Below are 12651 nucleotides of genomic sequence, written 5' to 3' on the forward strand. Positions count from 1 at the left end.
AACGGGGAGAAACGGAGAACGAGAACGGCTACCGACCGGTAGCCCAGATCTCGCCAACCGCCCCCCGGCAGCGGAACCGGCCTCTCTTCCCCCTACCTGGGCTCCTGTCTAGTGTTACGCCCCGCGCGGCCGGACCCGACCAGCCCGTCCCGCGCACATCCATCAGCGGCCGGGGGAACAGTGCCGCCACGGGGAGGTTTGTTTCGTCATGCCGGAATATCGGCTCGTTGTGAACGCCTGCTTGGACGCTGCTGTCGGCTGCGTCTCTTTCCGCCCGGGGACGGCGGGCTGACCTCCGCGTTTCCCACCGCCTTTCGGACGGCGGTCACCCCCGCCTGCCCACGCTCGCGACCAAGGATGCCCCTTTTGCGATTCAAACCGGGGTTGTTCGACCCCAGATTACGACCATCCGCAGCGTTCACCTCTGCCGTCACATCCGTCGCCGCCCTGGCCGTCCTCGCCGGCCTGGCCGTCCAGCCCGGCCCACCGGGCCAGGACACGCCGCAGCCCGTGGCCGCGACGAGCGACTCGTACGACGGCTTCGACAGCAAGGCCGCCGAGCAGCTGCGCGAGGACCAGTGCGTGGCCGTCGACGCCCTGCGCAAGGGTGGACCCAACCTGTTCGCCCTCGCGCAGAACGCCCTCGGACTGCCGGCCGACCAGCTCCACCAGAAGCTCAAGCGGGACCTCTTCGACAACAACAGCCCCCTGCATCAGGCCGCCTACGCGGACAGCGACTTCAGCGACCAGTGGGTCAAGAAGGCGAACGACCAGGAGCATGCGTGGGCGGGCACGGTCAGCGGCCTGACGTCCTACCCCGGTGAACCGGACGGCGCGAACGAGATCTACGACAAGACCGGCCTGCTTCCCTGGCTGTACCAGTCGTACGCCAAGTCGATCGACCTGTTCTCCCCGTTCTACGATCCGTCGCCCACCGCCGACGACAAGACCAAGGCCGCCGCGCTCGCGGTCGGCGACCCGCTGTACACCACCGGGGGCACGCCGCAGGAGCAGGCGGCGTGGAAGCTGTGGAAGAAGAACTCGGGGAAGATCGAACCCAACGAGTTGTTCGTTCCTCGGGTGTTCGCCGATGACGCCCGCATCTTCCTGGCCTCGGGCGGCTTTCCCCGTACGGCACCGTCCCCCGGCACACCGGAGTTCCGGATCGCGGTCGAGGATCTGAAGGCCCGCTTCGCGTCCTGCGCGTGGCACGCCCCGATCGACCCGAACCGGGTGCTCGGCGAGGAGGTGGCGCAGGCGTCCGCCGAGTGGCAGCAGGAGATCGCCTCGCAGGCCACGCAGCGGCAGCAGATCCTCTCCGCCAACGTCACCGCCACGAAGGCGTTGCAGGACGGAACGTTCATCCTGGGGCAGGTCCTCGGCCAGTCGTGGCTCGCGGACTACGCCACCCGCTGGCAGGACTACTGGTCCGCCGGCGGGGTGGGCTGGATCGGCGACAGCCAGGTGACCATCGAGGTGCCGGGCGCGCAGGGCAGCTGCCTGGACGTCGCGGGCGGCGGCAAGACCAACGGCACGCCCGTCCAGATCTACACCTGCAGCGGCGGCGCGGCCCAGCAGTGGACGCTCGAGGGCAGTGAGGACGACCTCCACCTGCGCAACGTCGGCTCGCAGAAGTGCCTGGACGTCGCCGGGAACGCGTCGGCGAACGGCACGAAGATCCAGATCTATGACTGCTACAAGTCCGAGGGGCAGTCCTGGCAGGGCGACCCCCGTGCCACCGCGCCCCTGAAGAGCGTGAGCACGGGCAAGTGCCTGGACCTCAGCGCGTTCACCAAGAGCACGGACGCGCGCCTGTGGGACTGCAAGAACGCCGGTTCGCAGAAGTTCCTGATCAAGCCGTCCGGTCACCAGGGCACGGACAGTCCCCTGTACCCGGAGAAGACGGAGTTCGACAAGGCGAAGAAGGTCGTCACCGACGCCCAGGCGGCGGCGAAGAAGCAGCTGGCCTCGCTCAGGGCCCAGCTGGACAGCGCCAAGAAGTCGGCCACCGCGTCCGACACGGCCGAGCAGGCCGCGTACGGGATCGCGGATGCCGCCGGTGCGCCGCGAGGCCGCGGTCTGCTGGCCGGTCAGCAGAAGGCGCAGGTCACCAAGGGGTCCGTGGCGGCGCTGACGGCCATGGTCAAGGCCGCCGAGACCGCCGAGGCCGCGACCAGGGCCTCCGCGGGTGACAGCAAGACCATCACCCAGCGGGCACTGGCCCAGGCCGCGCAGGTCAACGCGGAATTCCGCAAGGAGGCCGCGTACCAGGCCGAGCTGCAGGCGAAGGCCTCCGCCGACGCCGCCAAGCTGCACCGGGACAACGCCAAGAAGGACAAGGAGACCGCGGAGGCCAAGCTCACCGAGGCCCTGAAGGCCGAGGGCGAGGCCAAGACCGCCGCCGCCGAGGCCCACGCCGAACGTCTGGCCGCCGAGGCCGAGGAGAAGACCGCCGAGGCGGAGAAGAAGAAGGCCGACGCCAAGCAGGCCGAGGCGGCCGGGCACCGGAAGACCGCCGAGACCGAGGCGACGAGGGCCAAGGACGCCAAGGACAAGGCCGAGGCGGCCGAGGGCACGGCGGCCGACAAGCGCGACGCCGCGGTCAAGGCCAGGGACAAGGCCCGCGACCTGCGCGACGACGCCTGGGACGCCGAGCAGAAGGCCGACGCCGCACGCGCCAAGGCCGACGCGAAGGAGGCGTACGCCCAGGCCCACGAGTCCGACGGCAACGCCCAGGAGGCGAGGGCCGCTGCCGACGCGGCCGCCGGGCACGCCGCCGACGCCGAGGCCGCCGCGACCAGGGCCCGCTCCGCGGCCGACGCCGCGACGCAGGCGGCCGCGGAGGCGGACGCCGCCGCGACCCGCGCCGAGGCCGCCGCCAAACGGGCCCGCGCGCACGCGGACGACGCCCAGGCGGCGAAGCTGAAGGCCGACGCCGCGGTGAGGACCGCGACCAGCGCCGCGGCGGACGCCATCCAGGCGGCGAAGCACGCCGCGTCCGAGGCGAAGGCGGCCGTCGAACTGGCCGACGAGGCGGAACAGGAGGCCAAGACCGCCAAGACCCACGCGGACGAGGCGACCAAGGAGGCCGGCAAGGCCCTGGCCGCGTCGGCGAAGGCGGCGGGCTTCGCCCACGTCACCGCCCAGGCCGCGGTGGACGCCGGCAACGCCGCAGCCCAGGTCGCCAAGCCCGCCAACGACGCGATCCAGCTCGGCTCCCCCTACGTCGACACCGACTCGGCCGCCGGCCTGGTGGTGCTGACGGGCCAGGCGTCGAAGTCGATCGCCGAGCAGCAGAAGGCCGTCGCCGAGGCCCACGCCAAGAACGCGCAGGCGGAGGCCTCCGCCGCGAAGAACCTCGCCGACCAGGCCGTCGGCGACTCGAAGCAGGCCTACGTCCACGCCGCCAACGCCGCCGGCCACGCCGCCGACGCCCGTGGCTACGCCGAGGAGGCCCTCGGCTACGCTGCCGACGCCGCCACCGCCGCGTCCAAGGCCGCCGCCTCACTGGCCCGCACGGTCGAGTACGACCGCCAGGCCACCGAGGACGCGGAGGCCGCCGACAAGGCGGCGGGCCGCGCCGAGAGCCACGCCAAGGACGCCCGCGACTCCGCCGACGAGGCCGCCCTCGACGCGGAAGCCGCCCGCACGGCCGCCTCGGAGGCCGAGGAGGCCGCCAGGGACGCCCGGTCGGCGGCCGAACGCGCGGACGTCGCCGCCACCGAGGCGGAGGAGGCCGCGAAGGACGCCCAGAAGTACGCGGAGGAGGCCCAGGAGGCCGCGGAGTCCGCCGAACGCAACGAGGCCAACCAACAGGTCTCGTCGGGCGCCGGCACGGGCATCGGCGGCACGTTCTACGTCGTCGACGAGGACAGCGTCACGGTCACCGACGCCCAGCAGAAGAACGACTGCGTCATCGAGATCGGGTTCGAGGGCTGCACGGTCACGTTCGCGGTCACGTTCGACGCCACGGTCGACTTCTTCCTCTGCACCGCCCCCGACGTGCCGGCCACGTCTTCCGGCTGCCCGGCGGCGGACACGGTGCTGATCAAGACCGAGCGCTTCACCGGGCTGAAGAAGGACGTCACCCAGTACTTCAGCAAGCTCGACCTGATCAAGCAGACCCTCGTCTACCAGATCCTGAAGGCGGCCCTGGTCCAGGACTTCGTCGACTGCTGGCACGGCAGCGTCAGCGGCTGCGCCTGGGCCGCGAGCAACTTCATCCCGGGCAAGGCGTTCGCCAAAATCGCCGAGGCGCTCAACGCCCTGGACGCCGCACTGAAGACCGGGATCGGGGTCGCCGACGCGTACAAGGCCCTGAAGAACCTGGACATCGATCCGAGCACGCTGGCGGCCCTCCAGCAGCACGTCAACATCGTCGAGGACGCCTTGACGAGTTGCCGCGTCAACAGTTTCCCGGCCGACACGCCGGTACTGATGGCGGACGGTACGCGCCGGCCGATCGGCTCGGTACACGAGGGCGACCTGGTCCTTACGACGGACCTCGAGACCGGTGTCCAGACGGCTCAGCCGGTCACGGACACGTTCCGGCACGACACGCAGCGGCTCGTCGACATCTCCTTCGCCGACGGGACCCGCCTGACCAGCACGGCCTGGCACCGGGTCTACGTGGAGGAGCGCGGCTGGACGTTCACGGCCGATCTGCGGACCGGAGACCGGCTGCGCGGGCCGGACGGCACGTCCCGTGTCGTCGGCGCGTTGCACGACCGGTCGGGTCTGGCCCCGCGCGCGGTGTACGACCTGACCGTCGACGGACCACACACCTTCTACGTGGGTACGGAGGGCACGGCGGGCACCCCGACGAGGGACGTCCTCGTCCACAACTGCCTGAACCTGCGCCTGCACGAGGGGGACCGCGGGGCCCACACGATCGACGACCACGTCGACACCACTCCGCAGCAGGCGGCGGACAAGGCCAAGAAGGAACTGGAGAAGAACCCGAATCACCCTGGTGTGACCGGTGTCTGGAAGGATCTGGACACGGCCCAGGCCGCTGTGGACGAGGCCATGCGGAAGTGGCTGACGGGCATGTCCACGACTCAGAACAAGAAGAACCAGGACCGACTGAAGAACTGGATCCAGAGGACCCCGAAGAACTCCGAGAGCCCGACGGACCTCTTCTCGTTCGACGTGACGCTGGACAGCACGGCGTCCCTGGGGACCGTCTACCACCACACCGGAGACAGTTGGGCCGCCCAGAACGTCGTGTCCATCACGCTGAAGAGATCTCCGCACAAACCCGGTTACATGGTGTACACCGCGTACCCCAAGGGCGAGAGGCCGTGAGATGACGACGGGACGACAGGACATCTGGGTCGACTTCGGGCTCAGCGGGCTCACCAAGTGGTTCGCCGGTCCCTGGGCCGGCGAGGCCACTCCGGAGGAGATCGTCGCCGGCGCGGCGGACTGGGGGGACGGGGCCTACGCGGCAACGCTCCTGGAGGATGCCCTGCGTCTGCTGGAGTCGCCGGTGCCCACCCGGGTGACCGACCTCCTGTGGCGTGTGGCGACCGGGCTCCCGGACGGCCACGCCCTGGGGCCGGACGGGCGCACATGGCTGGGCGACGTCGTCCGGATCTGCGCCGAACGGATACGCCGCGACGATCCGTCCTTCACTCCCGGACCGCCGGAGCCTCCGGTGGACGGACCGCTCAGGGAGGCGGTCCTGGCGGAGATCCGCGAGGCCGCACCGGCCGTGGCGGCCGCCGTCCGCGCCGACGGGGCCGAGGTGGTGACCGCGCTGGAGCAGGTGGTCGTGGAGGTCGATCCCGACCTCGGGTTCCGGCTTTTCCTGCGGGTCCTGAAGGCGCACCTGGTCCCGGTCACGGAATCGCGGTACCTGCGGTACCACGAGCTCGGTGAGCGCTTCGGCTACCACGAGCTCGTGGTCGACGACGGGACGCTGCAGTCCGTTCCCGACACGTTCTGACGGACGCGGCGCGCCGCTCTGCAAAAGGCCCGTACCCCTGTCGTCAGGGGTACGGGCCTTCGCCGTGCGAAGTCCGCCGCACCTACCCCAGCGCCGACTTCACCGCGTCCGCCAGGCGGCTCGCCACCGAGCGGGCCTGGTCGATGTCGGCTGCCTCGACCATGACGCGGACCAGCGGTTCCGTGCCCGAGGGGCGGAGGAGCACGCGGCCCGTCTCCCCCAGCTCGCGCTCGGCCTCGGCGACGGCCGTGGCGAGTTCCGCGGAGGTCTTCACCCGGGACTTGTCCACGTCCGGCACGTTGACGAGGACCTGCGGGAGGCGCTCCATCACCGAGGCCAGGTCCCGCAGCGTACGGCCGGTCTGGGCGACCCGCGCCGCGAGCAGCAGGCCGGTGAGCGTGCCGTCGCCGGTCGTCGCGTGGTCGAGGACGATGACGTGGCCGGACTGCTCGCCGCCGAGGGCGTAGTCCTTGTCCTTCATCTCCTCCAGCACGTAGCGGTCGCCGACCGCGGTCTGCACGAGCCGGATGCCCTCGCGTTCCATGGCGAGCTTGAAGCCGAGGTTGGACATCACGGTCGCGACGACGGTGTCGGAGCGCAGTGCGGAACGCTCCCGCATCGCCAGCGCGAGCACGGCGAGGATCTGGTCGCCGTCGACCTCCGCACCGGTGTGGTCCACGGCCAGGCACCGGTCGGCGTCGCCGTCGTGGGCGATGCCCAGCGCGGCCCCGTGCTCGACGACCGCGGCCTTCAGCCGGTCGAGGTGGGTCGAGCCGCAGCCGTCGTTGATGTTGAGCCCGTCCGGGTCGGCGCCGATGGTGACGACCTCGGCACCGGCCCGGGTGAACGCCTCCGGCGAGACCTTCGCGGCGGCGCCGTGCGCCTCGTCGAGGACGATCCGCAGACCGTCCAGCCGGTTCGGGAGAACGCCGACGAGGTGGGCGACGTACCTGTCGGGCCCTTCCTCGTAGTCGCGCACGCGGCCGACGCCGGCGCCGGTCGGGCGGTCCCAGGGGGCGCCGGTGCGGTGCTCCTCGTACACGGACTCGATCCGGTCCTCCAGCTCGTCGGCGAGCTTGTGACCGCCGCGGGCGAAGAACTTGATGCCGTTGTCCGGCATGGCGTTGTGGCTCGCGGAGAGCATGACGCCGAGGTCGGCGCCGAGCACGCCGGTGAGGTACGCGACCGCCGGCGTCGGCAGCACGCCGACCCGCAGGACGTCCACGCCCGCGCTGGCGAGGCCCGCGACGACGGCGGCCTCCAGGAACTCCCCGGACGCGCGTGGGTCACGTCCGACCACGGCGGTGGGCCGGTGGCCTTCGAACGTGCCCGCCTCGGCCAGTACGTGCGCGGCGGCGACGGACAGGCCGAGCGCCATCTCCGCCGTCAGGTCAGCGTTGGCGACACCGCGCACGCCGTCCGTGCCGAAGAGTCGTCCCACTTGTCCTCCTGAGGGTGCGTCAGTATCGAAAGCCGTCGCCGAGGTCGTGCCGAGGCGTCGGACCCGTCCGCGCGGTCGACGGTGGTGCCGCTGGCGGTGCCGGTGATGTGTTCGACGGTCGCGATGCGTGTGCGGCTCCGCATCCACGGACACGCGCCATAGCGACGATGTCCGACCATCCGATCACATTAGCCTTTGAGCGCCTTGTGCCGTTATACGCCCACAGCAATGAATAAACGAACGCCCCGACAGCACTGTGGCGTGCCGCCGGGGCGTTCGGAGTACGCGCGAGCGCCTGCGATTAGCGCTTGCTGTACTGCGGGGCCTTACGGGCCTTCTTCAGACCGGCCTTCTTGCGCTCGACCGCACGGTCGTCGCGCTTGAGGAAGCCGGCCTTCTTCAGCGGGCCGCGGTTGTTGTCGACGTCCGCCTCGTTCAGCGCACGGGCGACACCCAGACGGAGCGCACCGGCCTGACCGGAGACACCGCCACCCGCGATGCGGGCGATGACGTCGTAACGGCCCTCGAGCTCGAGCACCTTGAAGGGCTCGTTGACTTCCTGCTGGTGCACCTTGTTCGGGAAGTAGTCCTCGAGGGTGCGACCGTTGATCTTCCACTTGCCGGTGCCCGGGACGATCCGGACGCGGGCGATGGCGTTCTTGCGGCGGCCCAGGCCGGCGGCCGGCTGGGGCTCGCCGAAGCGGGAGGCCATGGACTCCGAGGTGTACTCGCCCTCGACGGGCACCTCGGACTCGGTGGTGTAGCTGTCGATGTCAAGCTCTTCGAGCGGCTGCTCGGCAGTGGTCTCGGCCACGATTCTCCTCAGATTCTCTTCAGTCTTAGGGGGTGGCCGGACTTACTGCGCGACCTGGGTGATCTCGAACGGCACCGGCTGCTGGGCAGCGTGCGGGTGCTGGTCGCCCGAGTAGACCTTCAGCTTCGAGAGCATCTGACGGCCCAGGGTGTTCTTGGGGAGCATGCCCTTGACGGCCTTCTCGATGGCCTTCTCGGGGTTCTTCGCCAGCAGCTCGTCGTAGCGGACGGAGCGCAGACCACCCGGGTAGCCCGAGTGGCGGTACGCCATCTTCTGGGTCCGCTTGTTGCCGGAGAGGTGCACCTTGTCGGCGTTGATGATGATGACGAAGTCACCGGTGTCGACGTGAGGGGCGTAGATCGGCTTGTGCTTGCCGCGCAGGATGGAGGCCGCAGTGGAGGCCAGACGCCCCAGGACGACGTCCTGAGCGTCGATGACGTGCCACTGGCGCGTCACATCGCCGGGCTTGGGGCTGTACGTACGCACGGTTCGTAGCCTTCGCTTCTTCAGTGAATGGTCCTGACAAGGTCACCGAAGACGATCACGACAGCCTTGACCGCACCACGGTGACGCAAACCGCGTGCTGGTCGCTGGTCATCGGTCCGGTGGACCGGTGTAAGGGCCCCCCACGTGAGAATGAGCAAGCCACTACACACAACGAACACGCAGGATACCCGCCCCCGGCCGGGCGGGTCAAAACGGCCCCGCCCCCGGCGGGCTACGCCGGTTCCACGGCGGTGCGCCGCTCCCCCGGCGTACCGCTCGGGTCGTCCGTCTCCCGCGCCCCCCGTGCGCAGTGGTACACGACCGTCACCGCCAGGACGCACAGCGTGAAGGAGTCCCGGAAGGCCCGGCGCCTCCCCGACTCCAGCCACGGCCAGGTCACCCCCGGCAGCTGCGGCACCAGGGCGAGCCAGAACCAGGGCCGCCGCGCCACCGCCCCGGCGTACGGCAGACCGGCGAGCAGCAGCGGCAGGACGACCAGGAGGTAGTGGTTGTAGGAGGGCCGCGACACCAGGAACGCCGAGAGCATCAGCCCCGCGGACGTCTCCGCCAGCCGCAGCTCCACCGGGCCCGGCCCGCGCCAGCGCCGGTACGCGCACACCACTCCCGCGGCGGCCGCGAGCAGCGCGAGCGGCGTGGCCACGGCCCGCGGCACGCCGAGCCGGGGCAGCACCGCCGCCGGCGAGGCCTCGTAGAGCCGTACGAAGGCGTCGTCGCCGCTCAGCAGGAACGGCAGGGTGCGGGTGAGGAAGCCCGTGGGGTCCGGCAGGAACAGCGCCGCCACCACCGAGGCGCCCGCCGGGACCAGCACCAGCACCGCCAGCGCCCCCCAGCGGCGCGCGAAGAGGAACAACAGCGCCATCGGCGCGAGCAGCGGCTTCAGCGCCACCGCCACCCCGACCACGGCACCCGCCGCGACCCACCGGCCCCGGCCCGCCAGCAGCAGACAGAGCGGCAGCGCCAGCACGGCCGTCACCGTCCAGTTCCCCAGCCGCACCAGCTGTCCGAACGGCGCGAAGCCGGCCGCGAGGCCCAGCAGCCCGAGGACGGCGAGCCTGCTGCACAGCGGCACCCTGTGCAGCCGCAGGGCGCAGGCCCAGCCCAGCACGAGGGCGAGGACCACCGCCACCGGCACGGCCACGTCGAGCACGGACCGCGGCAGCAGCGCCTGCGGGGCGGCGGCCACGACCGCGCTCGGAAAATAGAGGAAGTGCCGGTCGTCGTAGGGCGATCCACCGTCCAGCCAGGTCCGCCCGGCGTCCACGACGATCGCGTTGTCCATCCCTCCGCCCGAGGTCACCAGCACCGTATGCACCGTCAGAGCCCCCAGCACCGCCGCGAGTCCGGCCCACAGGGGCCCGCCCGCGGGGCGCACCAACCACCCGGAGATGTCGCTTTTGCCCGTCACCATGGCGGCAACGCTAGGGCCTGCGGCCCCCGTTGGGACGGACCAGCACACCCCGAGCCCCGTCTAAGATGCGCCCCATGAGTTTTGGGCAGGGGGGACCTCAACCGCAGTGGGATCCCTGGAAACCGAATTCCCAGCAGCCCTGGAACAGCGGCGGCTCCGGCCAGTCACCCGACTGGGCCGCGCTCGCCGACGCCTCCGAGGCCCGCGCCAAGCGGCGCCGGCTGCTGTTCATCGGCGGCGGGGCGCTCGCCACCGTCGCGATAGGCACGGCCGTGGCGGTCGCCGTCGTCTCGGCGAACGGCAGCGGCACCGAGGCCTCCCCGGGCGCCTCCTCCCAGCTGCCGGGGGGCTCCGACATCGACATACCGAGCCCCACGGGCACGGTCCCGTCATTCGCCCCGACGAGCGCCCCACCGCCGCTGGACCCGAAGGACTTCATCGCCAGCGCGAAGAAGGACAAGGCCCCGCTGAGCCCCGACGTCCTCTTCCCCGGCACCCAGCTGACCATGGGTGAGACGGTGTACCGGAAGGGCCCGACGGCGGACACCGGGAACTGCGCCTCGGCCGCGAAGTCCACGCTCCCGAAGGTCCTGGACGACAACGGCTGCACCCGTCTGATCCGGGTCACCTACACCAAGGACGACGTGGCGGTGACGGTCGGCGTGGCCGTCTTCGACACCGAGGCCCAGGCGACCGGGGCCAAGCAGCAGGCCGACAAGAAGAGCATCGTCAAGTCGCTGTCGGGCGGCGGGGTCAAGGACTTCTGCTCCGGCGCGATCTGCCGCACCACCACCAACTCCTACGGCCGCTACGCCTACTTCACCATCGCCGGCTTCACGAACGGCAAGGACGTGACGACGAAGGACACGGCCGTCTTCTCCACCGGCGACGACCTGCAGACCTTCACGGTCCGTCAGATCCACCGCAGGGGCCAGGCCCAGGCGTCGGCGGCGGCCGCCGGGTAGCGCCGCCGCCCGGCGGGGTCAGCAGCAGCCGGCCGTCGGCAGGGTCCGCTTGTTGCGGGCCTCCTTGCTGCGGGCCGCGAGGAGTTCGTCGGCCGGGTAGCCGACCTCCTCCAGCGTCAGGCCGTGCGGGCGTACGACGTGGACGGCCGAGTCCCGTACGCCCGCCGCCAGTACCTTGCCCGGCCAGTCCGGCGGGCGGTGGCCGTCACCGACGAACAGCAGTGCGCCGATCAGCGAGCGGACCATGTTGTGGCAGAAGGCGTCGGCCCGGACGGTCGCCGTGACGATCCCGTCCTCGCCCCGCACCAGGCTCAGCTCCTGGAGCGTACGGATGGTCGTCGCGCCCTCGCGCCGCTTGCAGTACGCGGCGAAGTCGTGCTCCCCCAGCAGCCCGCGGGCCGCCTCGTTCATGGCGTCGACGTCGAGCGGCCAGTCGTGCCACAGCACGTGCCCGCGCAGCAGCGGGTCCACCCCGCCGGGGTTGTCGGTGACGCGGTAGGCGTAGCGCCGCCAGATCGCGGAGAACCGGGCGTTGAAACCGCTGGGCGCCTCCCTGAGCGCCCACACCCGTACGTCCCTCGGCAGCCGCCCGGCGAGCCGCTTGAGCAGCTTCGTGTGGTGCTCGGCCCACACCTCCCGGGGCAGATCGACGTGCGCGACCTGACCCCGTGCGTGCACCCCGGCGTCGGTCCGCCCCGCCACGGTCAGCTCGTACGCGGTCCCGCCGGACCGTGTCACCGTCCGCAGCGCGTCCTCGATCTCGCCCTGCACGGTCCGCCTGCCCCCGGCCTGCCTGGCCCAGCCGGAGAACCCGGTCCCGTCGTAGGAAAGGTCCAGCCGCACCCGCACGAACCCGGGCTGCACTTCGTCACTCACACGGAAATCCTCTCACCACACGGAAGCGGGCCCGTTCCTCGAAAGGAACGGGCCCGCAACAACGCCCTGAAGGGGCGCGGGGCTGTGCTCGATATGCGGCTCCGCCGCGTGGGCGCGACAAGCCACAACGATGCCGCAGCCGCCGTCACACAGCCCCCGGCAGAACGCTTACGCGTCCTTCGACTCCTCGGCGGGAGCCTCAGCGGCCTCGTCGGTCTTGGCCTCGGCGGCCTCGTCCTTCTTGAGGGCGTCTTCCTTGACCGCGCGCTTGGTCGCGGCCTCGGCCTCGCCGGTGGCCTCCTGCTGCACCGTCAGCGCCTCGACCAGCTCGATGACGGCCATGGGCGCGTTGTCGCCACGGCGGTTGCCGATCTTGGTGATGCGGGTGTAGCCACCGGGACGGTTCTCGTACCGCGGGCCGATCTCGGTGAAGAGCGTGTGGACGATGCTCTTGTCCGTGATGACCTGGAGCACCTGGCGGCGGTTGTGAAGGTCGCCCTTCTTCGCCTTGGTGACCAGACGCTCGGCGTACGGGCGCAGCTTGCGCGCCTTCGCCTCGGTGGTGGTGATGCGGCCGTGCTCGAACAGCGCCTTCGCGAGGTTCGCGAGGAGGAGCTTCTCGTGCGCGGCGCTGCCGCCCATACGGGCACCCTTGGTGGGCCTCGGCATGGTGTTTCTCCTAGGTGTCTG

General features: G+C 71.1%; 9 protein-coding genes. 3 read left to right on the top strand and 6 right to left on the bottom strand.

Annotated features, from left to right (window positions below):
• Nucleotides 1-357: 357 nt before the first annotated feature.
• On the top strand, nucleotides 358-5307 hold the full coding sequence (locus ACFY3N_RS03290) for a ricin-type beta-trefoil lectin domain protein (protein WP_390814933.1): 4950 nt from the start codon (nucleotides 358-360) through the stop codon (nucleotides 5305-5307).
• 1 nt (nucleotide 5308) lies between these two features.
• Complete coding sequence (locus ACFY3N_RS03295; RefSeq protein ID WP_390814934.1) at nucleotides 5309-5950, top strand: hypothetical protein; 642 nt, start codon at nucleotides 5309-5311, stop codon at nucleotides 5948-5950.
• Nucleotides 5951-6032: 82 nt separating this feature from the next.
• On the opposite strand, the gene glmM is transcribed toward ACFY3N_RS03295, so the two are convergent.
• The 4 genes from glmM to ACFY3N_RS03315 form a co-directional block, all read right to left on the bottom strand.
• Entirely contained in the window at nucleotides 6033-7391 is a 1359-nt protein-coding gene (gene glmM / locus ACFY3N_RS03300; RefSeq protein WP_390814935.1) for a phosphoglucosamine mutase, read from the bottom strand.
• 301 nt (nucleotides 7392-7692) lie between these two features.
• The gene (rpsI, locus tag ACFY3N_RS03305; protein WP_004927169.1) at nucleotides 7693-8205 is read right to left on the bottom strand and encodes a 30S ribosomal protein S9; all 513 of its coding nucleotides are present in this window, start codon (nucleotides 8203-8205) and stop codon (nucleotides 7693-7695) included.
• Between the two features lie 42 nt (nucleotides 8206-8247).
• Nucleotides 8248-8691 (bottom strand): 50S ribosomal protein L13, encoded by a 444-nt coding sequence (rplM, locus tag ACFY3N_RS03310; RefSeq protein WP_019526965.1) that lies wholly within the window; start codon nucleotides 8689-8691, stop codon nucleotides 8248-8250.
• A gap of 232 nt (nucleotides 8692-8923) precedes the next feature.
• Nucleotides 8924-10120, bottom strand: a complete 1197-nt coding sequence (locus ACFY3N_RS03315) for a glycosyltransferase 87 family protein (RefSeq protein WP_390814936.1) — start codon at nucleotides 10118-10120, stop codon at nucleotides 8924-8926.
• 74 nt (nucleotides 10121-10194) lie between these two features.
• On the opposite strand from ACFY3N_RS03315, the gene ACFY3N_RS03320 reads away from it, so the two are divergent.
• A complete protein-coding gene (locus tag ACFY3N_RS03320) occupies nucleotides 10195-11085 on the top strand; it encodes a hypothetical protein (RefSeq protein WP_390814937.1) in 891 nt (296 codons plus the stop codon).
• An 18-nt stretch (nucleotides 11086-11103) separates the two neighbouring features.
• Here the strand turns inward: ACFY3N_RS03320 and truA are convergent, their stop codons facing one another.
• The gene (truA, locus tag ACFY3N_RS03325; RefSeq protein ID WP_390814938.1) at nucleotides 11104-11961 is read right to left on the bottom strand and encodes a tRNA pseudouridine(38-40) synthase TruA; all 858 of its coding nucleotides are present in this window, start codon (nucleotides 11959-11961) and stop codon (nucleotides 11104-11106) included.
• Nucleotides 11962-12129: 168 nt separating this feature from the next.
• Entirely contained in the window at nucleotides 12130-12630 is a 501-nt protein-coding gene (gene rplQ, locus ACFY3N_RS03330; protein ID WP_390814939.1) for a 50S ribosomal protein L17, read from the bottom strand.
• Nucleotides 12631-12651 lie beyond the last annotated feature (21 nt).

The organism is Streptomyces sp. NPDC000348 (assembly GCF_042898795.1).
Taxonomy (GTDB): domain Bacteria; phylum Actinomycetota; class Actinomycetes; order Streptomycetales; family Streptomycetaceae; genus Streptomyces.